Source organism: Stenotrophomonas sp. ZAC14D2_NAIMI4_7 (assembly GCF_003086675.1).
Lineage (GTDB): Bacteria > Pseudomonadota > Gammaproteobacteria > Xanthomonadales > Xanthomonadaceae > Stenotrophomonas.
In genome coordinates this window covers 2205014-2227939 of record NZ_CP025995.1, presented here as the reverse complement: position 1 = coordinate 2227939, position 22926 = coordinate 2205014, and the positions used below count along the sequence as shown (strand labels likewise).

At 65.0% G+C, this 22926-nt stretch carries 24 protein-coding genes; 13 read left to right on the top strand and 11 right to left on the bottom strand.

Annotated elements, in window-relative coordinates:
* Positions 1 to 9: 9 nt before the first annotated feature.
* Together C1922_RS10225 and C1922_RS10220 are read right to left on the bottom strand one after the other, a co-directional pair.
* Complete coding sequence (locus C1922_RS10225) at positions 10 to 1011, bottom strand: alpha/beta fold hydrolase (RefSeq protein WP_234413510.1); 1002 nt, start codon at positions 1009 to 1011, stop codon at positions 10 to 12.
* Positions 1012 to 1109: 98 nt separating this feature from the next.
* On the bottom strand, positions 1110 to 1934 hold the full coding sequence (locus C1922_RS10220; protein WP_108749645.1) for an AraC family transcriptional regulator: 825 nt from the start codon (positions 1932 to 1934) through the stop codon (positions 1110 to 1112).
* A gap of 410 nt (positions 1935 to 2344) precedes the next feature.
* On the opposite strand from C1922_RS10220, the gene C1922_RS20525 reads away from it, so the two are divergent.
* The 9 genes from C1922_RS20525 to C1922_RS10175 all read left to right on the top strand — a co-directional run bounded on the left by C1922_RS20525 (position 2345) and on the right by C1922_RS10175 (position 11962).
* Entirely contained in the window at positions 2345 to 2509 is a 165-nt protein-coding gene (locus tag C1922_RS20525; protein WP_199912245.1) for a hypothetical protein, read from the top strand.
* A gap of 69 nt (positions 2510 to 2578) precedes the next feature.
* Positions 2579 to 4546 carry a prolyl oligopeptidase family serine peptidase gene (locus C1922_RS10210; protein WP_108749644.1) on the top strand — a complete coding sequence of 656 codons (1968 nt, stop codon included), beginning with the start codon at positions 2579 to 2581 and terminating at the stop codon, positions 4544 to 4546.
* A gap of 106 nt (positions 4547 to 4652) precedes the next feature.
* Entirely contained in the window at positions 4653 to 4955 is a 303-nt protein-coding gene (locus C1922_RS10205) for a BLUF domain-containing protein (RefSeq protein ID WP_234413497.1), read from the top strand.
* Positions 4956 to 5192: 237 nt separating this feature from the next.
* The gene (locus tag C1922_RS10200; protein ID WP_108749643.1) at positions 5193 to 6107 is read left to right on the top strand and encodes an NAD(P)/FAD-dependent oxidoreductase; all 915 of its coding nucleotides are present in this window, start codon (positions 5193 to 5195) and stop codon (positions 6105 to 6107) included.
* Between the two features lie 95 nt (positions 6108 to 6202).
* On the top strand, positions 6203 to 6712 hold the full coding sequence (locus C1922_RS10195; protein ID WP_108749642.1) for a DUF892 family protein: 510 nt from the start codon (positions 6203 to 6205) through the stop codon (positions 6710 to 6712).
* 51 nt (positions 6713 to 6763) lie between these two features.
* Positions 6764 to 7666, top strand: a complete 903-nt coding sequence (locus C1922_RS10190) for a manganese catalase family protein (protein ID WP_108749641.1) — start codon at positions 6764 to 6766, stop codon at positions 7664 to 7666.
* Between the two features lie 69 nt (positions 7667 to 7735).
* Positions 7736 to 7912, top strand: coding sequence for a DUF3606 domain-containing protein (locus C1922_RS10185; protein WP_108749640.1), 177 nt, complete (start codon positions 7736 to 7738; stop codon positions 7910 to 7912).
* Positions 7913 to 7924: 12 nt separating this feature from the next.
* Entirely contained in the window at positions 7925 to 10471 is a 2547-nt protein-coding gene (gene ligD, locus C1922_RS10180) for a DNA ligase D (protein WP_108749639.1), read from the top strand.
* Between the two features lie 294 nt (positions 10472 to 10765).
* Entirely contained in the window at positions 10766 to 11962 is a 1197-nt protein-coding gene (locus C1922_RS10175; RefSeq protein ID WP_108749638.1) for a GAF domain-containing sensor histidine kinase, read from the top strand.
* 72 nt (positions 11963 to 12034) lie between these two features.
* Here C1922_RS10175 and C1922_RS10170 read toward each other — a convergent pair whose 3' ends face one another.
* The 4 genes from C1922_RS10170 to C1922_RS10155 all read right to left on the bottom strand — a co-directional run bounded on the left by C1922_RS10170 (position 12035) and on the right by C1922_RS10155 (position 16083).
* Complete coding sequence (locus tag C1922_RS10170) at positions 12035 to 13048, bottom strand: NAD(P)-dependent alcohol dehydrogenase (protein ID WP_199912256.1); 1014 nt, start codon at positions 13046 to 13048, stop codon at positions 12035 to 12037.
* Between the two features lie 313 nt (positions 13049 to 13361).
* A complete protein-coding gene (locus C1922_RS10165; protein ID WP_199912244.1) occupies positions 13362 to 13832 on the bottom strand; it encodes a cupin domain-containing protein in 471 nt (156 codons plus the stop codon).
* 23 nt (positions 13833 to 13855) lie between these two features.
* Positions 13856 to 14842, bottom strand: coding sequence for an aldo/keto reductase (locus C1922_RS10160; RefSeq protein WP_108749636.1), 987 nt, complete (start codon positions 14840 to 14842; stop codon positions 13856 to 13858).
* An 11-nt stretch (positions 14843 to 14853) separates the two neighbouring features.
* Complete coding sequence (locus C1922_RS10155; protein WP_108749635.1) at positions 14854 to 16083, bottom strand: MFS transporter; 1230 nt, start codon at positions 16081 to 16083, stop codon at positions 14854 to 14856.
* Positions 16084 to 16259: 176 nt separating this feature from the next.
* Between C1922_RS10155 and C1922_RS10150 the strand changes: the two genes are divergently transcribed.
* On the top strand, positions 16260 to 17147 hold the full coding sequence (locus tag C1922_RS10150) for a LysR family transcriptional regulator (RefSeq protein WP_108749634.1): 888 nt from the start codon (positions 16260 to 16262) through the stop codon (positions 17145 to 17147).
* A gap of 80 nt (positions 17148 to 17227) precedes the next feature.
* Here the strand turns inward: C1922_RS10150 and C1922_RS10145 are convergent, their stop codons facing one another.
* The gene (locus C1922_RS10145; protein ID WP_108749633.1) at positions 17228 to 17788 is read right to left on the bottom strand and encodes a fasciclin domain-containing protein; all 561 of its coding nucleotides are present in this window, start codon (positions 17786 to 17788) and stop codon (positions 17228 to 17230) included.
* A gap of 360 nt (positions 17789 to 18148) precedes the next feature.
* On the opposite strand from C1922_RS10145, the gene C1922_RS10140 reads away from it, so the two are divergent.
* Entirely contained in the window at positions 18149 to 18433 is a 285-nt protein-coding gene (locus C1922_RS10140) for a hypothetical protein (protein WP_159091938.1), read from the top strand.
* A gap of 46 nt (positions 18434 to 18479) precedes the next feature.
* Positions 18480 to 18788, top strand: coding sequence for a hypothetical protein (locus C1922_RS10135; RefSeq protein ID WP_108749631.1), 309 nt, complete (start codon positions 18480 to 18482; stop codon positions 18786 to 18788).
* A gap of 132 nt (positions 18789 to 18920) precedes the next feature.
* Here C1922_RS10135 and C1922_RS10130 read toward each other — a convergent pair whose 3' ends face one another.
* From C1922_RS10130 to C1922_RS10120, 3 genes are all read right to left on the bottom strand, one after another.
* Positions 18921 to 19421 (bottom strand): hypothetical protein, encoded by a 501-nt coding sequence (locus C1922_RS10130; protein ID WP_159091934.1) that lies wholly within the window; start codon positions 19419 to 19421, stop codon positions 18921 to 18923.
* Positions 19422 to 19559: 138 nt separating this feature from the next.
* On the bottom strand, positions 19560 to 20096 hold the full coding sequence (locus C1922_RS10125) for a hypothetical protein (protein ID WP_108749629.1): 537 nt from the start codon (positions 20094 to 20096) through the stop codon (positions 19560 to 19562).
* A complete protein-coding gene (locus tag C1922_RS10120; RefSeq protein WP_108749628.1) occupies positions 20093 to 20461 on the bottom strand; it encodes a hypothetical protein in 369 nt (122 codons plus the stop codon). Before C1922_RS10120 ends, C1922_RS10125 begins: the two co-directional genes overlap by 4 nt.
* Before the next feature lie 657 nt (positions 20462 to 21118).
* Between C1922_RS10120 and C1922_RS10115 the strand changes: the two genes are divergently transcribed.
* Positions 21119 to 22027 (top strand): type II CAAX endopeptidase family protein, encoded by a 909-nt coding sequence (locus C1922_RS10115; protein ID WP_108749627.1) that lies wholly within the window; start codon positions 21119 to 21121, stop codon positions 22025 to 22027.
* A gap of 5 nt (positions 22028 to 22032) precedes the next feature.
* Here C1922_RS10115 and C1922_RS10110 read toward each other — a convergent pair whose 3' ends face one another.
* The gene (locus C1922_RS10110; RefSeq protein ID WP_108749626.1) at positions 22033 to 22788 is read right to left on the bottom strand and encodes a tetratricopeptide repeat protein; all 756 of its coding nucleotides are present in this window, start codon (positions 22786 to 22788) and stop codon (positions 22033 to 22035) included.
* Positions 22789 to 22926: the final 138 nt, after the last annotated feature.

Below are 22926 nucleotides of genomic sequence, written 5' to 3'. Positions count from 1 at the left end.
GGGGTGCACCTAGCGAAGTGCGGAATCAAACAGCGCTGTGGCCTGCTGGATCGCTGCTTGGTGCGTACCGGTCTTGCCGGCCTTGACCGCGCACAGTGCACCTACCCGCTGGCGGCCCAGTTCCGTGCATTCGGCCAGGAAGTCGTAGTGCCCTACCAAGGGCAACACCTTGACGCGCGCAGTGGCATTCGCCTCGGCAATCACGTTGCCGTTGGTGGCGGGCAAGGCAACCGTGTCTGCCTCACCCACTACGACCGATAGCGGAGCATCCAGCCGTGCGAGCTCAGCCCGCGCAAACGCCTGCACCATCGCCGGCGCCATCAGGAACACCGCACGAACGTTGGGAATACGGCGATCCTCCGCCGATCGGGCTACCCAGGGCGCCAGCGTCGGCGTCGCCGCCGCCGCCATCCGCCGCTCAAGTGTCATTTCCGGATTTTCGGCCTGCGGCAGGCATACCCCATCCTGCGGCGATGCCTTGCAGAAGGCGGCCAACCTGCCCATGTCCGGCCGCGCGCCGGCCGCTACCAGCGCAGTGAACCCGCCGGCCGAATAGCCCGCCAGGCCCAAGCGCCCCGAATCCAGATGCGGCGCCAGCATGGGATCGGCCTGCACCGCGGCCCATGCCACGGCAAGGTCATCGGCCCGGTTCCACATCAGGATGCTGCCGGCGTCGGTCATCGCGTCCACGCCGTTGTTGCCGGGGTGGTCCACCGCCACAACCACATAGCCCGAACGCGCCAGGGCCGTGCCGAACCAGCCCATCATGCGGGCACTGCCGCCGTTTCCGTGGGACAGCAACACTACCGGCCAGCGGCCTGGCGCAGCGGCGGCATCGACCGCGGAAGCGCCCGCCTCGAACAGGGGCGCGCCCGGCGGTCCGATCACCAGCGGTTGCTGTTCCCTATCGGGCTGTGCCGGGTACCACACCGTGTACCGCACGTTGTCGTTGTGTCCGGCATCGCGGACCGCTGCGCTGGGGGTATGCGCGACGCCATGGTGTTCACCCACTACAGGGGAGGGCGCGGCCGCCCAGGCAAGCGGCGCCAACAGACAGGTCAGCAGGGAGAATGTGTAGCGCACAACTCGCACGGAAGGGTCTCCTTGGATCAACTCGGGACGGAAAGCGGCAGCCAGATCTCCACGCCGCCGTTGCCGGTGCGGTCGTCGAAGCGGGCGTCATAGCGTTCGAAGTCGGGGGCGTCGGCCAGGCTCAGACCGGAGCGGGGCAGATAGTCGTTCAACAGCCAAAACCAGGTGGAGCGGATGGTCGAGATGTGGCCCGCATGCCACGCCACCAGGTAGTCGCCGGCCGGAATGGAGACGGCGCGCCATGCCGAAGGCACAGCGGCGGTCGCAGCGATCTCCATGCCCGCGATGTAGTCGAAGGCCCCCTCGCCATCACGATTGCAGCAGACCCCGAAGGCGATGTCCTTGCCCAGTTCGCGGGTCAGCGCCAACTGCTGCCATTGCGAGGGAATGGCGGCCACGGTCGCCGCGGTATGGCGGGCGCGGATGCCCGCCACGCGCAGCGGGCCCTGCCTGCGACGTTCAGGTTCGACCTCGCAAGGCAGGGGCGGGGCGTCCAGCTTGATGGCATCCACCAGTGCCAGGCCGTGCAGACCGTTCCGGCGCACCTGTTCCGGCGGGCGCTTGAACTGCTCGGCGAAGGCATGGGTAAAGGCTGCATGCGAGGCGTAGCCTGCGGCCAAGGCAACGTCCAGGATGGGCTCACTGCCTGCAGCCAGAACCCGTGCCGCTTCGGTCAGTCGGCGTGCGCGCAGGTAGCGCGCCATCGAAGTGCCGGTGCTGACCTGGAACAAGCGAGAGAGGTGGAACGGCGAGAGTTCCACCGCCTCGGCGATCTGGGCCAGCGAGGGGTTCTCGGCGAAGTGGCTTTCGATGTACCACAAGGCCTTGCGTGCCGCTCCCATGACGCCCGTTCCCTGTCGATGACCGGGTGGAAGCGTAGCGCAGGGCAGGGCAGGGCGCTTGCGGAATCTTGCGGTGCGTGCAAAGGGCGGTGCAGGGAGCGTCGAGGCCTGCCGGTCGTTGCGGCAGTTCCCGCCGTTGGTGCGACCTTACTCATTCAGCGCTGCATGCCTGCACGGAAGTCGGCGCCACAGGACTGGCGTCCACCCAGGCAGGTGCCCTGGTTCACGCGGCGCAGGCTGCCTGACCCGCACAGGTGGAGGAGGGCATGACTCGCGATGGTAGCGTGCACAAGGTCAACCGCCGTCCTCACGACTGCCACACGCATGTCAGACGCTGCCGACCGCAGGTGGGGCGCACCGTGCATCCACCCCGCAGGAAATGCTCCGGCGGGCCCAATGAGGATGTCGACATGACCCAGAACACGCGCAACAACGAGAACGAGCGCAACAACGAAAACAACCGCAACAACGAAAACAATCGCGACAACCAGAACGAGCGCAACGAGAACCAGCGCAACCAGGAAGACAACCGCCAGGACCAGCGTGACGAGCGCAACGAGCGCGACGATCGCTAAGGCGATGAGCACGGCCGGTGCCCGGGGAGGGCGGGGCACTCGGTTTCTGAATTCGTGAAGGAGTACGCCATGCCTGCGCTTTCTGCCTCCGACCTGTTCAAGCACACGAAGATTCTTGCGCTTGACGCATTGCCGACCACGGATCTGGTGACCTTCTGCACGTCGCAGCCTGAACGCGCCAGTGACGCCTACGCGTCCGCACTGTGGACCCTGCGGTCCGACGCACAGTACTGCCAGGTGAACCGACTCACCCATGAAGGCAGTGTCTCGTCGCCCCGGATCTCGCCGGATGGCACCTTGATCGCATTTCTCTCCCAGCGCCATGGCGCGCAGCGACCGGTGCCGTACCTCATCCATCCAGAGGGCGGGGAAGCTTGGCCTGTACCGCACCTGGACAGCCTGCAGGTGGCGCAGCTGCTGCAATGGTCCAGTGACGGCCGCCAGCTGCTGGCGCTGGTGTCGCTGCCCTATGCCGAGGATTCCCGCGACGATGTCGATCACCCGGCGCGCCCTCATGTCATCCGGCACGCGCCTTTCAAGCTGGATGGCAGCGGCTACACCGTCGGTTGCCGGCGGCATCTGTTCGAGCTGAGCATCGATGGCAGCACGCCACCGGTGCCGCTCACCAGCGGCGATCATGACGTCACTACGGGTGCGTGGTCGCCAGACGGCAGGCGGTTGGCCTATGTTGCGCGGGGCAACGGCGCGCAGCGGCATCGCAGCAACCTGTGGGTCGTGGACGACCGCAAGGCGCCGCAGCCAGTGACGGAGCACATGGCGACGGTGATCGGACCGGTATGGTCCAATGCAGGTGCAAGACTCGCCTTCGCTGGCAATACGGTGGAGGGAGATTCGGCGAGCTACCTGCATGTGTGGGACAGCGACCAGACCATAACGGGGCCGCTGGGCCCGCATCCGCTGGAAACCGGTCAGATCATCTGGGCGCCGGACGACGAGCGCCTTGCCGCAGTCGCCAGTCACCAGGGGTTGTTTCCATTGCTGGACATCAAAGTTGACGGCTCAGATCCGGTGTTACGGGATCTCGGCGATGTTCAGCTGAGCCTGCTTGCCGTCAGCAGCGCTGGGCCCGTCTGTGTATCCAGCACATGGTGCGCCCTGGACGAGGTGCATCTGCTTTCCTGGCAGCCGGCGAGGCCATCGTGCTGCAGCACGGTGCTGAACGCCGCGCTCACCCAACAGCTCCGCATGCACTGCGTGCGCGAACGGTTCGACGTGCCTGATGGTGATGGCGGCAGCGAAACAGTGGATGTGTGGGTGTTCAGCCCGTGGGGCAGGCAGGAGAAGCAGCTACCGCTGCTGTTGGACATGCATGGCGGCCCGCACAGCGTGGCGCTGATGGATTTTGCAAGCCATGTCTATCTTTATGCCATGGTTGCCCGCGGCTGGCGGGTGATCGCGCCCAATACCGTGGGATCGTCTGGATACGGTGAATCGTTCGCCAGACGGCTGCGCGGCCGCTGGGGTGCGCTGGACTTCCCGCAGATGCAGGCCATTGTCGGTGCACTGCGGCAGGACGGTCGAGCCGGTCAGCTCGTGGCCTGCGCCGGCAAGTCGTATGGGGGCTTCCTCAGTGCATGGGCCATCGCAAATGATCCGGGCTTCAGCGCGGCGGTCATCAGTGCGCCCGTTGCCAACATGGCATCGCATGCCGGCACCTCGGACAGTGGCTACTACGTCGCGCCCTACGCAATGGGCGGTGAAACAGACGAGGTGCGCGAGCGCTACGACGCCCTGTCACCGGTTGAGTACTTCGGCAAGGTCAGCCAGCCGGTCCTGCTTCTCAACGGTGACCAGGACCAACGCTGCCCTATAGGTCAAGCCGAGGAGCTGTTCACCCGCATGCTGCGCTTGGGGTGCCCACGCGCAGCGATGGTCATCTATCCGGGCGGCAGCCACGGCATGGCCGGGTCGGGACGGCCTTCCCATCGGTTGGACTATCACGAGCGCATCGTCGAGTTCCTGGTGGAAAGCGAGCGACAGGCGCGCGCCAGGAACAGCGGTAAGGAGGGCGGCTGAGGCTGCCGCCGCAGCAAGCGTTTCAATCCTCGCGCGCGGCGCGATGACCCTCACACCCACGGCAAGGACGCCGTGCGGGCAGCAAGAGCCTCTGGAGACCGCCGTCATGCCACTGAATGCAATCGTTTACGCCAGCCAAGCTGTTCCTGTGCTTACGCCGGACCACCTGAGTGCGCTGGTGCAGGAGGCTGCTGCATTCAACGGGGAGCACGGCATTACTGGCGTGCTTCTTTACGACGGTTCTCGTTTCCTGCAATACATCGAGGGGCCAGACGTTGACCTGCGGGCAGCATATGCCCGCGTCTGCAAGGCAACATCGCACCACGAGATGATGGAGCTGGCCCGGGGCCAGATAGATGCAAGGCGCTTCCCCAACTGGGCTATCGGACTGGAGTGCACTGGTACGTAGCCCGCAGGGCGTGGCGCGCAGCGGTACGGCCATCGACAGGCTGCTCGGGCTGGTGGCCAGCCACGGCTGCGTCCTGGCTGCCCAGCGGATCGCCTAGGACAGGTCGCGTCGCTGTATCGGCACAGGGGTGTTGTGTGACGGAACCGTTGCGCTGACGCCATTGTTCTACACAGCCCGACGACGCCGTGACCCGCAAGAAGGACCGTGGACACTCACTGCCCCGTTCCTGGAATGCCGATGACCAACAGCATTGCTCCTGTACCCGCAGATGTCGTCGTGATTGGCGGAAGCTATGCCGGCATGTCGGCAGCGCTTCAGCTCGCCAGAGCATGCCGATCCGTGGTGATCATTGACCATGAGCAGCCGCGCAATCGCACCGCCAGCCGCGCACACGGCTGCCTGGGCTGGGACGGGTGCGCACCTGGAGATCTCCTGCGCACTGCCCGGCAGCAGCTGGAAGCCTATGGCAGCGTGCGCTGGATCACCGATGAGGCTGCGGGTGCACAAGGTTCGGCTGGCCGCGGATTTCAGGTGATCTGCGCTTCCGGGCGGTTGGTTTCGGCGCATCGTCTGATTCTGGCGCATGGGGTCATCGATCAGCTGCCGGCTATCCCCGGCCTGAAGGCGCGGTGGGGGCAGGGAGTGCTGCACTGTCCCTATTGCCACGGCTACGAGCTCTGCGGGGGTTCGCTGGGTCTTCTGGTCGCACCAGGCGACGATGCGCTGGCCCATGCCAAGGCCCTGCAGCAGTGGGGGCACGTTACGGTATTTCACCGGGGCGATCAGGCTTCGCAGGCGCTGGACGCCCTGCACGCGGGGCTGAGTGGCATCGGGGCAACGTTGGAGCGCTCGCCCCTGCTGTCTGTCTCGGGCCACGCGACGGCCGATCTCGCAGACGGTCGCAGGACGGTGCTGCGCGCCTTGTTCCTGCATCCGGAGACGGCGCTGGGCTCTCCCATCGCGCACCAACTGGGTTGCCGAACAGAAGCGGCGGGCTGCATTTCTACCGACGCTGCAAAGCAGACCACGGTGGAGGGCGTGTTCGCTTGCGGGGATGCAGCCCGGTTCGCAGGCAACATTGCCCTGGCCATTGGTGAGGGCGCATTGGCTGGCGTGGCCGCGCACCGGTCTTTGTTGGGATTGCTTGAGTAAAAAACGAGGTGCGTTCGCCATGCCTTCACATGGTGGTCGCCGAGCTGCGATGGCGCACGCTTTACGGTGGAGGTCCATCAACGAGGGAGATCCCCATGGCAGAGTTCAAAGAGCACCTGTTGGACTGGTTGCGCGACGCACATGCGATGGAGCAGCAGGCGGAAACCATGCTCAAAGGGCAGGCGTCGCGCATCGAGCACTACCCGGTACTGAAGGCGCGTATCGAAGAGCACATCGAGGAAACCATTGGGCAGCGGGAGCTGCTGGAAGGATGCATCACGCGTCTGGGTGGCTCCCCGTCAACCCTGAAGGACGTGATGGGCAAGATGGCCGCTTTCGGCCAGGCCGTCGGTGGCATGACCGCTTCGGATGAAATCGTCAAAGGCGCGATGGCCGGCTACGTCTTCGAGCACTTCGAGGTTGCCTCCTACACCGCCTTGATCGCTGCGGCAAAGACCGCCGGCGACGCCGAAACCGTGAGGGTCTGCGAGGACATCCTGGTGCAGGAAGAAGCCATGGCCGACTGGCTGGCAGCCCACCTGCCCGAGATTACCGAGGAATTCATGGTCCGCGACGCCACCCCGGGTGTCGAGGCAAAGAAGTAGACGCGCCCACCCGCGCCATGCACGTCCCAGCCGTCGCTAGAGGATCACGCCATGTTTCTGCATCACAAGAAGCTCATGTACACCGTCAGGGTTGAACGCTCCGACCCCGCACTCGCCACGCTCATGCTGGAACAGTTCGGCGGGCCGCAGGGCGAGCTCGCTGCAGCGATGCGCTATTTCACCCAGGCGCTGGGGGAAACGGACCCGGGGCGGAAAGACCTTCTCTTCGACATTGCCACCGAGGAGATCAGCCACCTGGAGATCATCGGCACCATCATCGCCATGTTGAACCAGGGACCCAAGGCCGTGCAGTCCGAAGGCATGGCCGAAGTTGAAGACATGCGCAACCTGGGTGGCAACAGTACCAGCCATACCCAGCAAATTCTCTACGGTGGAGGTCCCGCGCTGGTGAACTCCAGCGGGGTGCCCTGGAACGCAGCCTATATCGACTCCATCGGCGAGCCGACGGCCGACCTGCGCTCCAACATCGCTGCCGAGGCGAGAGCCAAGATCGTCTACGAGCGCCTGATCAATGTGACCGACGATCCGGGGATCAAGGATGCACTACGCTTTTTGATGACGCGCGAGATCGCTCATCAGAAATCCTTCGAGAAAGCACTGTACAGCATCCGTCCCAACTTCCCGCCCGGCAAGCTGCCAGGAGATCCCGCGTTCACCGATCTCTACATGGACATGTCGCAAGGCGAGGGTGACGTTGAAGGCAGCTGGAACAGCGGTGAGCTGTGGGAGCGGGTGAGCGATCGCGATGCGCAGGCGGCCTTGGATGGCGGCGATGGTAATTGCGCTGTCGGCCTTTCCGAGCGCGAAGCACTCGCACTCGAGGCGGTGAGCCTGCGCACCCTGTCTGACCCGGAGGAAGCACCACTCACCGGCGCAGAACTAGCGGCCGGCAATGGTGCAGGGGCGACGAAGGCCCCCGCGCGGGAACCGTGAGGCGCGATGGCCCTGGCCAGGCGCATGTGCAATTGCCTGCTGACGTGATGAAGACGCGAGGATCCGACGATGACAGACGACAAGACCAAAACCGGTGCGGCTGACCGTGACCGCATCAACGTCAACGAAGACTACGAACTTCAGTATTGGACCCAGGCGCTGGGCGTGTCCGCCGACGAGCTCCGTGCAGCGGTCAAGGCGGTGGGCCCCACGGCCGCAGCGGTGCGCGAACACCTGGGCAAATAAGGAGCACTCAACGTGTCCTTGGTCGAGTACCGTCGCAAACGTCGCTTTGACCAGACCGCAGAGCCGGAGCCTGGCAAAGTGGTGCCCAAAGGCCAGCGCGCCATTTTCGTGGTTCAGCTTCATCACGCCAGCCGCAGGCACTACGACTTTCGCCTGCAGGTGGGGGACGCGCTCAAGAGTTGGGCCGTCCCCAAAGGCCCCAGCTACGACCCCAAGGTCAAGCGGATGGCGGTCGAGGTGGAGGATCATCCGGTCGACTACGCGAGCTTCGAAGGCGCCATTCCCAAAGGGCAATATGGCGGCGGCCACGTGGCGCAGTTCGATCACGGTGTCTGGGCGACCAATGGCGACCCGGAAGCGCAGCTTGCCAAGGGCCATCTGCGCTTCGAGCTGTTTGGCACCAAGCTGAAAGGCGGGTGGCACCTGGTGCGCTCTGGCAAGCCCGCGCGCCAGCCGCAATGGTTGCTGTTCAAGGACGACGACGCGTTCGCCGGCGATCTGGAAGCGGACGATCTGCTGGCGGACGTGTCTGCGCCGCCGACCGAGGACCTCAAACGGGCGGGCGGTGGAAAGGCCGACAAGAAGAAACTCACGACCGTGCCCACCCAGCGGGCGCGACGAAGGAACTGGGCCAGGAAGGCGATGTCCTTGCCCACGGCGAAGAGGGCAGCGGCCCCTTCAGGCCCCTTCGAGCCCCAGCTCGCCAAGCTCGGCGACGCGCCGCCGCAAGGCGACCAATGGGTCCACGAGATCAAATGGGACGGCTACCGGATTCTGGCGACCGTCGCTGATGGCGCCGTCCGGTTATGGTCCCGCAACGCATTGGAATGGACCGACAAGATTCCCGAGATACGCGATGCCGTCGCGGCGCTGGGGCTGTCGTCCGCCGCGCTGGATGGCGAGCTCATCGCGAGATCCGGCACCAAGGAGGACTTCAACCTGCTGCAGGCAACCTTGTCCGGAGAGCGTCAAGGGGCCCTGGCCTATGCGCTTTTCGACCTGCTGCACATCGATGGTGTCGATGTGGCCGGCGCCCCCCTCGTCGAGCGCAAGGCACTGCTGCAGGAACTGCTGGAAGGACAGACCGGGCACCTGGCCTTCAGTTCGCATGTACAGGGTAACGGCGATGAGGCCTACCGGATGGCGGGCGAGCAGCACTTCGAAGGCATCATTTCCAAGCGAGCCGACCGCGCCTATCACAGCGGCCGAAGCGATGATTGGCGCAAGACCAAGCAGCTTGCCAGTGACGAGTTTGCGGTAGTCGGCTATACCGCGCCCAAGGGCAGTAGAAGTGGATTCGGTTCGCTGCTGCTGGCCAGGCCCGATCGCAAGCACGGCTGGCTCTACGTGGGGCGGGTGGGTTCGGGCTTTTCCGACCCGTTGATCAAGGAGATCGGCGCGAAGCTGCAAGGCGGTGGGAAAAAGCCCACAGCCTACGTGCCGACCGAGGACACGGACCTGCGGGCCGCGACGTGGTTCGAGCCGCGGTTTGTAGTAGAGGTTTTCTTCCGGGGAATCGGCGGGCAGCAGCTGCTGCGACAGGCTTCGTTGAAGGCCGTGCGGGCCGACAAGGACGTGGATGCTCTGCTGGACCCGGACCGTACCGCCCAGGAAAGACCCGGGCGAGGGAGGCGAGCACCGACGACTTCCTCTGCTCGGAAGGCCGCCGCAAAGCCTCCTGCCAATCGTGCGCCTCCCACGCTCTCCTCTCCCGGCAAAATCCTGTTCCCCGGCGATGGATATACCAAGCAGGACGTCTGGGACTATTACTCGGCGGTGATGGACCACCTTCTGCCCGAGGTGATCAACCGACCCTTGTCGATCATTCGCTGCCCGGCCGGAACCGGCAGGCCGTGCTTCTTCCAGAAACACCATACTGCAGGGCTGGAATTGGTGGACTCGGTGAAGTTGAAGGAAGACAGCGGCATCAATGCCCACTACCTGGTGGTACGCGACGCCGCCAGTCTGCTGGAGCTGGTGCAGTTCAACGCACTGGAGTTCCACCCGTGGGGCAGCCATGCCGAGGAACCTGAGCGGGCCGACCGGGTGGTATTCGACCTGGATCCGGGGCCGGATGTGCCCTTCGCGGAGGTGAAGAAGGCCGCTACCGATATCCGCAAGCTTCTGGCCCAGCTGGAGCTGGAGTCCTTTCTGCGCGTATCAGGGGGCAAGGGCCTGCACGTGGTGGTGCCTCTGAATCCCGGTTGCGATTGGGAGCTGACAAAGCGCTTCGCCAAGGGCTTTGCTGACGCGCTGGCGCAGTCGGAACCGCAGCGGTTCCTGGCTACCGCGACGAAGGCCCTGCGAAACAAGCGGATCTTTGTTGACTACCTGCGTAACGGCAGGGCGGCCACAGCGGTGGCTTCCTATTCCCTGCGCGGCAGACCGGGCGCCCCGGTGGCAATGCCCTTGGCATGGAGCGAGTTGGCCAAGCTGAAGCGTGCCGATGCATTCACCATCAAGGATGTTCCTGCCAAACTGAAACGGCGCCGCAAGGATCCGTGGGAGGGCATCGATTCACTAAGGCAGAACCTGGCCCGCTGGGCGCAGGGCGAGTGATGGCTTGCGCGTCGATACTGATTGGGCGCGCCAGAACGATCTCTGGCGCGCCACCGGCGACTAGCCAGCGGAGGGCTTGGCCCGTGGCTTCAGCCTGCGGTTTCCTTGTTTTCGACATTGGCGGGCGCGAAGGCGCCTCCTACGGCCAAGGACGCCGGACGAGGTCAGTTCGTGACACCTGCGGCAGGGCTGCCGTTTCCTGCGGTACCGACCCAATACCCGCTTCTGGTGGGCTGCCCCGGCTGCCATGGCGGTTTCATGGGATGATGCGCCACCCCGCCAGACTGCCAGCACATGCACGCCCTGACCGATCCCAACCTGCTGAACGACATCGCTGAGATCGGTCGTATCGAGGCGGTACCGCGCATCCTCGAAACCGTCGCCCATATAACGGGATCGAGATTTACTGCGATCGCCAGGGTGACAGAAACGACCTGGACGGCCTGCGCCACCTTGGACACCCTGGGCTTTGGCCTCGTTCCCGGCGGGCAACTGGTGCTGGAAACCACCATCTGCGACGAGATCAGGCAGTCGCCCACCTCGGTTGTGTTTGCCCAGGCCAGTGCACATCCGCTGTATTCCAAGCATCACACCCCGCGGATCTACGGGCTTGAGAGTTACGCGTCCGTTCCAATTCACCGGCCCGATGGCAGTTTCTTCGGGACCCTCTGCGCCATCGATTCGTCGCCGGGCAACTTTGATGAAGCCCACGTGCGACGATCCATGGAGCTGCTTGCCGACCTTGTTGGGAGCTACCTGGACAAGGAGGACCGCCTGAAGGAAGCAGCGACAGCGCTGTCCGAAGCGCAGCGGCTTTCAGACCTGCGCGACCAATTCATTGCGGTGCTGGGGCATGACCTGCGCAGTCCCCTGCAGGCCATCAGCGTAGCCGCAGATTCGCTGGAAATCGAGATGACATCCCAGCGCCAGCAGCAGATGCTGGCGTACATCGCATCCGGCGTAGCCCGCATGGATGGGCTGATCAACGATGTACTTGATTTCGCCCGGGGTCGGCTGGGTGGCGGCATTCCGATCGCGCTCCGCGAAAGCCATTCCCTGCAGGCTGACCTTGAACGCGTTGCGCAGGAGGTGGCGATCGCTACCGGTCGCCGGGACATCAACGTTCAGATGCAGATCGAGGGCAGCGTGGTCTGCGACTCCAGCAGGCTTTCGCAACTGCTGGCCAACCTGCTGACCAATGCTGCCCAGCATGGTGAGCGCTGTGCGCCTGTCACGGTGACGGTTCACGCAGCTTCCAATGGTCTGAAGCTGGATGTGCACAACGCAGGCATTATTCCGTCGGAAAGACTGGACAGGATTTTCAGCCCGTTTTCGCGCGAGCAGGGCGAGCTGCCCAGGCCCGGCCTGGGGCTGGGCATCTACATTGCATCGGAAATTGCCAAGTCTCACGGCGGCACGCTCCAGGTGGCGTCCAGTGAAGGCACCGGAACCGTGTTCACGTTCCAGATGCCGGGCGCCGTGACTCGTTGAAGGCCGGGCGTGGACGGGCTGGTGGCCCGCGCGCCGACAGCACACACACACAACATGAAACGGTAATATCGCTTAAACCTTGTTCTTCGCAAAATCGATTACGAAGCGATACCGAACATCCTTGGCCACCACCCGGTCAAACGCCGTATTGATCTGATCAGGCGAGATCAACTCCACATCCGGCCGGATGTTCCGCGCAAAGCAATAGTCAATCACCGCCTGCGTCTCGGCGATCCCGCCAATCATCGAGCCGGCCAGACTCTTGCGCCCGAACGCCATCGCCGTAGGATTCAGCCCCTGCGGCTCACCCAGCCCCACGTTCACCAGCGTGGCGTCCAGCTTCAGGGTGTCCAGCAGCGGCTGCACCTGGAAGGGGTAGGGCACGGTGGAAATGACCACGTCCAGGCTGTTCGCCAGCGGCTTGAGCGCGGCAGCGTCGCTCCACAGCACAGCCTGCCTGGCCCCCAGTCGCGTGGCATCGGCCAGCTTGCCGGGCGAGGTGGTGAAGATGGTCACCTCGGCCCGCTGGGCCACGGCCAGCTTCACCGCCATATGGCCCAGCCCACCAAGGCCGACCACGCCCACCCGTTGGCCCGGCCTCACGCCCCAATGCCGGATGGGCGAAAACGTGGTGATGCCCGCGCACAGGATCGGCGCGGCCGAGGCCAGGTCCATGCCCGGCGGAATGCGGATCGCGAACCGCTCGGAAACTACGATCTTTTCCGAATAGCCGCCCAGGGTGGAGCCGCCGGACACCTTGTCCGGTGCGTTGTAGGTGAACGTGGTGCCATTGAGGCAGATCTGCTCACGGTCGGCCAGGCAGTTCTCGCAGGTGCCGCAGGCATCCACCATGCAGCCCACGCCAGCGATCTCCCCGACGGTGAACTTGGTGACCTTCGCGCCGACCGCCAGCACGCGGCCGATGATCTCGTGGCCGGGTATGCACGGGAAGGCCGGCGTGCCCCAGTCGCCGCGCACGGTGTGCACATCCGAATGGCAGATGCCGGCGTACAGCACGTCAATCAGCACGTCGTGCGGACCCACTGCACGGCGCTGGATCTCCATCGGCGCGATGCGCTGGCCCATGGTGCGGGTGCCGTAGGCCTTTACCGTGCTCGGTCCGGTTGAAGCAGTTGCGCGAGCACCGGCAGCCGCGTCGGCACGGCCGGAAGACAAGGCCGCAAGCGCCGGTGCTGCCACCAGGCCCGCACCGGCCAAGGCGAGCGCGCGCCTGCGTTCGGGCATCGCCGGCTGCGCGTGGGTATCGTTCGTGTCACCGCAGGAATTGCACATGTTTCACCTGTTCGCAGGGGATATGGGGGATGGTGCCTTGGGTGGTCCAGCGCGACTACGGCGCAATCCAGAACGCCCCTATCAGCGTGGCTGATGAATCAACAGGTCACGTCCCGCCGTCGTACTGCGCGTCGCTGACCTGTTCCATCCACGTCACCGGGCTGCCATCCACGGCCTCGGCGATGGCGATATGGGTCATCGCCGCATCGGCACTCGCGCCGTGCCAATGCTTCACGCCCGGGGCGATCCACACCGTGTCGCCGGGGCGGATCTGCTGGCGCGGCTGACCCCACTGCTGCACCCAGCCCACGCCGGCAGTCACGATCAGCGTCTGGCCCAGCGGGTGCGTATGCCACGCCGTGCGTGCGCCCGGCTCGAAGGTGACCGTCGCCCCGCCCACCCTGGCCGGGGCAGGGCGCTGGAAGCCGCCGTCGATGCGCACGCGGCCCGTGAAGTACTCCGCAGGGCCGGCAACAGACGGCAAAGCACCCGCAGGCGTAACGCGGAGCGGGTCCATGGCCGGTTCGCTGGTGGACGGGGCGGCCATGGAAATCAATGCACTCAGAAGCAGGGACATGGGAATTACTCCAGGGGGTGGAATTACCAGGCGTACGCGCGGGGCGCTTCGCCACCGGGGCCGGGCCAGATGGCATCCAGGCGGGCCAACGACTCAGCTGAGAGCTTCACGCCAGGCGCCTTCAGGTTCTGCAGAAGCTGATCGACGGTGCGCGGGCCGCTCAATGCAGTGGTCACCACGGGGTTGTGCAGCAGCCAGGCCAGCGCCACGTCGGCCGGTGCTTCGCCCAGCGCATCGCAGAAGGCCTCGTAGGCTTCCAGTTGCGGACGCAGGTGATCGATGCGCTGCTGAAGCTGCGGGGTCGCGCGACGGCCGTTGGCCACCTTTTTCAGTACGCCGCCGAGCAGGCCCATGCCGATCGGGCTCCACGGAATCAGGCCCAGCCCGTGGTAGCGCAGCGCCGGAATCACTTCCAGCTCCACCATACGCTGGGTAAGGTTGTAGAGGCTCTGCTCGCTTACAAGGCCAACGGTGTTCCGGGCGCTGGCCACGCCCTGCGCGGTGGCAATATCCCAACCGGCAAAGTTGCTGCTGCCCACGTAGGTGATCTTGCCTTCGCGCACCAGTTGTTCCATCGCCTGCCAGATCTCGTCCCACGGCGTGGCCCGGTCCACGTGGTGCATCTGGTACACGTCTATATGGTCGGTCTGCAGCCGGCGCAGGCTGGCTTCACAGGCCCGGCGGATGTGGTACGCCGAAAGCCGCCGGTCATTCGGCCCCAGCCCCATCGGCTGGTACACCTTGGTGGCCAGCACCAGGTCGTCGCGCTTACCCGTCCGCTTCAGCCAGCGGCCGATGATTTCCTCGGAGAGACCAAAGCCTTGCGCCATGTCGGGCGATTGCGGCCCGCCGTAAACGTCGGCGCTGTCGAAGAAGTTGATGCCGGCATCCACGGCAGCATCCATGATGGCGAAGCTTTCCGCCTCATCGGCAAGCTCGCCAAAATTCATGGTGCCCAGGCCCAGACGGCTGATCTTCAGGCCAGAGCGGCCCAGATGGGTGTACTGCATGGACGTCTCCTTCAACGATGACTGGGTAGCCGATGGCGCCGCGCCGAACGCGCAGCGATGTATGAGGTCACGACAGAGCCCAGCAGCAGCGCGGCGCTGAGCGCGAACGTGGCGCGGTAGCCGTGGCTGTCCAGCAGCAGGCCACCCACCGTGGCACCAGTGGCGATGGCCATCTGCACCACCGCCACCATCAGCCCGCCGCCGGCTTCACCGTCGTCGGGCAGAGTGCGGGCAAGCCACGACCACCAGGCCACCGGCGCAGACGTGCCCAACAAGCCCCACAGCGCGAACAGCACCGCGACAACCGGCAACGTCTTGCCGAAGGCGATCATGCACACGGCCACCACTGCCATCAGTGCCGGCAGCAGCACCAGCGTGCGGAACATCGCCTTGTGTACGAACGGCTCGATCAACAGCGTGCCGGCCATGCCGCACGCCCCCATCAACAACAGCAACAGCGACAGCGTGGACGGCGATACGTGTAGCGCGCTTTCCACGAATGGCCGCAGGTAGGTGAACAGCGAGAACTGGCCCATGAAGAACAGGCTCACGCCTACCATGCCCCAAGCGACCGGCGGCCGCTTCAGCAGCGCGAACACATTCCACGAGCCACGCCCGGCCGTCGCCTTCATCGGCGGCAGCGCGACCACCTTCCACAGCAGGGCCACGATGGCCACCGGCACCAGCGAGAAGAACGCACCGCGCCAGCCCATGATCGCGCCGAAGTAGCTGCCCATGGGCGCGGCAATCACCGTGGCCAGCGCATTGCCGCCATTGACGATGGCCAGTGCCCGCGGCACTTGGTGCGAAGGCACCAGGCGCATGGCGGTAGCCGCCGACATCGCCCAGAAGCCACCGATGGCCACGCCGATGAGCGCGCGGCCCACCATGAACACCGGAAAGCTCGGGGCCAGGGCGGCCAGCGTGCCGGAGATGATCATCGCGGCGGTAAGGCCGAGCAGCAGCCACTTACGGTCCAGCTGGCCCGCCAGCGGGGAGACCAGCAGGCTGGTCATCAGGGCGAAGGCACCGGAGACCGCAATGGCTTGGCCGGCCTGGCCTTCGGTCACCCGCAGATCGGCGGCAATGGGGGTCAGCAGGCTTACCGGCATGAACTCGGAAGCGACCAGGGCGAAGGCACCCAGCGACAGCGCCAGCACGGCGCCCCATTCCTTGGCGGTGGCCGAGCGGGCAGGCGTTGCCAGGGCCGCCCCGGACGGGGGAGGGTTGAATGAACTCATGAATGCATTCCAAGCCCCAAGGGGCCGATAGCTGCAGGAAGGGCCGCGGGGGCGGCGCGCCTGCAGGGGAGGGGAAAGGAAGGCCAGCGTACGCCCGTCACCGGCGTTTGATTAGGTAATGAATGACGAATGGGTCAATTAGCCGTGCTAATTAAAAACCGTGGCAGACTGGGCCCATGGCACGACGCAACTTCAACGACCTGCTGGCCTTCGTCACCGTCGCGCGCGAGGGCAGCTTCACCCGTGCCGCCGGCGTTCTGGGCGTCACCCAATCCGCGCTCAGCCAAGCGATCAAGACGCTGGAAGAAAGCCTGGGCATCCGCCTGCTTACTCGCACTACCCGCAGCGTCTCGCCCACGGCGGCCGGGGAACACCTGCTGCAGTCCATCGGCAACCACTTCGACGACATCGACGCCGAGCTGGACGCGCTCACCGCGCTACGCGATACCCCGGGTGGCCTGGTCAAGATCACCAGCGGCGACCATGTGCTGCGCACGGTGCTGCTGCCCAAGCTGATGCCGCTGCTGCACCAGTACCCGGATGTGCGCATCGAGTTCGACGTGAGCTACGCGCTGCGCAACATCGTGGCGGACCGTTTCGATGCCGGCGTGCGCCTGGGTGAATCCATCGACAAGGACATGGTGGCCATGCCGATCGGCCCGCGCCTGCGCATGGCCACGGCAGGCACACCGGCGTACTTCGCGGCGCATGGAAAGCCGAAGGCACCCGGCGATCTGACGGGTCACCGCTGCATCAACATCCGACTTCCCACCAGCGGCGGGCTGTACGTATGGGAGTACGAGAAGAAAGGACGCGCGCTCAACGTGCGCGTGGACGGCCCGCTGGTGTTCAGTACCTCACCCCATATGGTGGATGCCGCGTTGGATGGGCTGGGGCTGGTGCATCTGCCAGAGGACGAGCTGCAGCCGCACCTGGAAAGCGGGCGGCTGGTGCGGGTGCTGGAGGACTGGTGCCCGCTGTTTCCGGGGTACCACCTTTACTACCCCAGCCGCCGGCAGCCTTCGCCGGCTTTCAGCCTGGTGCTGGAGGCGCTGCGCTTCTGAGGGGCGGGCTTGTTCGGGCGACCCTGGAAAGTGCGCGCGCGGACGCGGCAGGGGACATCCCGCCGCGCCGCGCAAACGGTTTACTTCGGCATCAGCACGGTATCCACCACGTGCACCACACCGTTGGACTGTTTTACGTCCGCCGTGGTGACCGACGCCTTGCCGCCCTTGGCGTCGATAACCCACACCTTGCCGTCCTGCAGCTTCACGGTCAGCGGCTCACCCTGCACCGTCTTCAGCGTGCTGCTGCCACCGTTACCCCGCGCGGCCGCGGTCAGTTGCGCGGCCGTATAGGTGCCCGATACCACGTGGTAGGTCAGCACCTTGGTCAGCTTTGCCTTGTTTTCCGGCTTCAGCAGCGTATCGACCGTGCCGGCAGGCAGCTTTTCAAACGCCTGGTTGGTGGGCGCAAACACGGTGAACGGTCCCTTGCCGCTGAGGGTTTCCACCAGACCGGCGGCCTTTACCGCAGCTACCAGCGTGCTGAGGTCTTTCGCGGTGGACGCGTTTTCCACGATGCTCTTGTTCGCATACATCGGCACGCCCCCCACCATCGGGTTATCGGCGGCAAACGCAGTGGGTACCGCACAGGCAACTGCAATGCCGGCGGCAATGGCAAGACGCTGAATCTGGGTACGCATGTGTGTGTCCTCGCTTGCAAAGGCCATCAGGCCTCTGGATGGGTGCAGGCAATCCTGCGGATCACGCACCAGTGCGAGCAGCCCTGGCGCGTTGTCCACCTATCTACGTGCCAGCAGTCGAGGTTGGATGCGGCCAATGTGAGCGATCTTCTGAATGGTTCAACCACATTGGCAGGGTGTGACGAAGCGGTTTTGCGACGCCGCTCGATATCCGTCGAGCCGTTCTCTCGACTACGAGGACTTTCAGCCGGCAAGCATTCGAGGCCCCATGCTGTAGAGTCGAGCCTGCTCGACTGTTCCCCCTGCCTCCTCATCGGCCCAAAACACCGATCCAGCCCCTGCATTGAGCCCCCCTGAAACATGAAGACGATGATGTTCATTTCGGTCTACGGTGAGCCGGGAAACAACGCAACCGTGCATTTTCCTGGTCGCAGGAATCCAGCAGTTGCGATGCAGTCAGACACCCTGCAGGGGTTGATGGCCGATCTCACGCACGCAAGATCGGCTCTGGCCGAGGGCGATACTGCTGAGGCCATTGATGAACTGGACGGTGTGCTTGAGCGCTTGAAGGAGCTATACACAGGCATGATCACTGACGTGCGCCGGGAAGGTGACCCTGACGGAACCGATTGGCCTGCAGCGTAGGGGTAACACGGAACTGCCAGGCCCCCTCGGTATGGAATGATCCAACATGCAAAGAATGGCATCCAGTTTCCGGGTGGAGATATTCGTCAGCGTCAGCCGCGCCCTGATCGGTGAAGTGTTTCCTTCACTGGTAGCGGTCTGTGCCTTCGTGACGGGCCCGGACGATTTCACTCTGCACTTCTTCCTGGATCGGGACGCTGACGATCTTCTTGAAGACGCTATCTCCTGCATTGAAACGGAGGTGGTTGCAGACTTTGCTCGGCAGATCAATGTGGCGGTTCAGGTCCGAACCGTAGCGCGTCCGCAGCTTCCTCAAAGAGACGCTTTCTGGATTTTCCACAGAAAGCTGGAGTGATTCAGGACGGGGGATGTTGTTGGGAAGCGCCACACCACGCGGCAGGGTCGAGCGTGCTCGACTGAAGCGCCTGCCGCCCCTCGCCCCATCAGCTGAACCCACCGGGCGCCAGGCTCGCCGACGCGACCGGCGTTACGATTCCGGATTCTGCGCAAGCGCCGGGTCGTTACTCAATGGCTGGCCCGGAGGCCGCCGGCGCGCATCGGCCACAAGACGGTGGAACGCATAGATGGCGATCGTGCCACGAACACTTACCAGCGTCATCAGGGCGGATACGACCAGCGCCGGGATCGAAACATCGCCCATCGCCGCCCGCAGAAACGCCCCAAGCAACCCAATCACACTGATGATCAGTGTGCCTACGGCGACCAGCGGGATTCGCTTGTAGACACCAACTGCCAAGGGCACATACATGCAAGTCGTCAGCCCAAGGCCTGCTGCCATGAAGGTGCCATGGCGCTGGATGGCGAACAGCAGCACCAGGGCCGCAGCAAGCGAGATGACGCTCAGCACGGCAAGCATCAGCCACATGTACTTGATGGGGCGAGTGATGGAGCCCGGAATCTCAATGACCCAGCTGTCTGCTGGTGTGGCCGGATGGGGCGGGGTTGCGCGGTACGGGTCCTGATCCATGGTGGGCGGCTCCGATTGAAGGCCGTCGAAGTCTAGCGCTGGGCTGGGACGCCGGGAATCAGACTTTTCTTACTGGATCACCGGCAGATTCCCTGGCAAGCAGAGTCGGGCTTGCTCAGACTGAAGCCCCAACACCCGTCACCAGAATCGTTCACGCACCACCAATGCCCGCACCACCGAACGCACCGCACGGTACCAGTCAATCAGCCGGCCGCCAGACGGCAGCGCACAGCGCTCATCCTCTGGCACCGCCGGCCCGGCCTTCCACCACGGCCGGGCGTACCCATCGGGAATGCTGACGCCCTCAATCTGCGCGAACATCATCAACTGCTGAAGATCCAGAAACAGCGCCTCCGTTTCGGGTGCGCGCTGCAGCGCGTCGGCCGGCAGGCGAAGCGTGACCGCCGTTGTGGTGCTCTCCACCTGCAGCACCACGACACCCCGGCAGCGCACCTGGAAAGAGGGTGCTGCCGCATCCGCCGGGTAGACCGTGAAGCCGGGTGCGCGCCGCGTGGAAACAAACCCGTGCGCACTGCCATAGAGCTGCCCGTATTCAACGAATCCTGCCTTCGGGTAGGCCCGCGTCGCTTCGGCGGTGCCCTGCGGCCATGGCAGCCAGGCGATAGCGGCCAGCGCACCGATGACAATCACGCCAGACGCCACGAATGACTTCACTCACGCCCCGCACCGAGCGGCCGCACGCGTTCCTGGATGAAGACATTAAGCGCGAGGCAGGCCATGGCCAGGCCTTCCATTACCCGGTCGCCCACGTCCTGGTCGGGGTTTCCGTTCTGGCGGGCGCGCTCGGCGGCCAGCAGTAGTTCCTGCACCACACGCTGGCCAGCCAGAGCGCAATCGGCATCGGCCAGTGCTATCTGTCGGCTGCGCAGCGGGTGGCGTTCGGGCCAGGGTTGGCCATCGGCGGCGGCACCGGCGCCGATGCTGCGCAGCAACTGCGTAAGGGTGTTGGGGTCTGGCGCGGGATCGGCTGCCGGCGGTTCCTGAATGGAATGCGGGGCAGGGGAGTAGGGTTTGGTCACGGCGGGCTCCTTGCGTGCAGGCAGAAGCCGCCACCGATAAAGGTGGCGGACGGTGCGTGGCTCGAAATCCGGTTTATGCTGAGACCGGTGGGCACGAAGCCCCCACGCACCGCCCGCCATAGTCGGCAAACGGATTGCCAGCCGACACCACGCGAGGGTGGTGTCGGCCGGCAAGCGCAAACATCAGCATAAAACCGGGATTTCGAGCCCCGACCACCGGTGTTTGGTGGCCCGGCAAGGAATACGCCCGGTTGCGCTCAATGCCAAGGCAGTAGGGCCGATGCCGTCACTACTTTCAACATTTTCAGAATCGTTGCAAATTGCGCGGCGATTCTGATGCCTTGGTACGCAAGGCCTCGGCCGGCATTGACGGCTCAGGCGAGTGCGTTGTCGCGAACTGACCGCAGCCGCCGAGGGCAAGGCAGATGCGACACGCCGATGCCCTCGGCCAGCAGCTGTTAGTGGCCCTTCATGGCCACCTTGGTCCGCTCAAGCCATGCTGCATTGTGGCTTCGCGCGTGGCGCGACCAATCAGCGCCATCCGGTCGGCGATCCGGGCCATTCATCGGCGGCTTCTCTGGCTTGGTCGCAAACGGGTTGCCACGCCTCTGCGCGGGTGGCAACTTCCAGCGGCGATCACGTCGACCTGGAGCCCGCATGACCCCCGTTGCCCTGTATTCGCCGGAACCGGCCCGCGGCTGGTTGCCTTGGGCCTGGCTGGCGCCGATCCTCATGATCCTGTTCAACGCGGTGCCGGTGATCGCGCTGGACGGGTGGATGCAGTCGCAGCATTGGGCGACGCCGGGCGGCGATCCGATCGGACTCGCTGGCCTGCACGCGCTGCTGTGGATTGGCTTCGGGCCGACGCTGGTGGCCGTGCTCGCTTGGGTGCACTTCGTTGAACGGCGCTCGCTGGCGAGTATCGGGCTGACCGGTCCGGCGCCACTGAAAACCTTCCTGCGCGGAATGGCCGTTGGATTCGGCACGATCGCGCTGGTAGTAGTCGCGATCTGGATGGCGGGCGGCATGCAGGCGGCAGGCGTGGGGCTGGCCTGGCGATCGCCCATCAGTCTGCTGCATATCGGTCTGCTGCTACTGAGTTTCATGTTCCAGGCGAGCGTGGAGGAGATCATCTTCCGCGGCTGGATGCTGTCGGCGGTGGCGCGCAAGACCAATGTCGCGGTGGCAGTGCTGCTGGTGTCGCTCGTTTTCTGCCTCCTGCATTTCAGTCCGCACCAGCCGCTCCGGGTCACGCTCGGCATGTTCCTGTTCTCGCTGTTCGCCTGCGCCTGGGCGCTGCGGACCGGCAATATCTGGGGCGTGATGGGCTGGCACGCGGGGTGGAACTGGTTGCTCGCGAGCGGCTTCGAACTGCCGGTCACCGGCATCGATGCGCACTTGCCGGCGCTGCTGGTGGCGCTGCGCCCGCAAGGCCTCGACGCCCTGACCGGCGGCGCGGAAGGGCCGGAAGGAAGTTACCTGTGCAGCGTCTTCTTCGTCGCCGCGATCGCGTGGATCCAGTGGCGAAAGACGCCCGGAGCTCAGAGCCTCTCGCCGACGGACTAGAGCCGTTAGCGGCCTTTCATCGCCACGTTGGCTCGCTGAAGCCATGTGGCATTGTGGCTTCGCGCGTGGCGCGACCAATGCTTGGCATCGTCCAGGATGCTGTCGAACAAGCTGCGGGCCTGATCCCGATCGGCCGCTTGCGGCTGTGCCATCAGCCATTCGGCATACAGGCAACGTGCGGCGGCATCGTTCCCGCAGTCCACCGCGCGCTCGAACGCTGCGCGGGCGTCGGGCGACTTGGCTTCGGCCAGTGCCTGCGCGTAGAGCAGGGTCTGTTCCGGCTTGCGGCGTGTATCCGGGTGGCGGGCGAACAGACCGTCCAGCGTCTCGACCGCAAGCGCGGCGTGGCCGGAATCCAGGCGAGCGCGGGCCAGGCCGGTCAGGATGTAAGGATCGTCGCCCAGCGGCGAGCTGGCGGCGTGCTCCAGCAGGTCTCTGGCTTCCTCGGCCTGGCCGGCATCGAGCAGCGTCATGCCCAGGCGAACCCGGTTCTGCACGGTGGGCGTGCGCGCCAGCTCGGCCCGCGCGTTGCGCAGATCCTGGCCTGGGTTGACCAGCTGCTTGGCGGAGCGGATGGCCTGCCGCGCGCCGCGAGAGTGGCGGGCTTCCGGAAAGTAGATCGCCAGAAAGTAGACGACGCTGCCCAGGAGCGGGAACGAGAAGAGCAGCAGGAGCCAGTAGAGGCTCTGGCCTGAGCGGATGGCGTGCACCGCGAAGAAGATGGCGGCCAGTACGTGGAGTCCGATTCCGATATAGGGCATGTGGGTGCCTGGTCCTTGTGAGGGCTGGCACTATAGTGGGAGTGGGGTGGGGCGCCAATGGGGTGTTGATTGGGTGTGACGCGTCACGTTAGTGGGCCAGAGCTCGTCGAAATCCAAAAGTCCGATCGATGTAACACC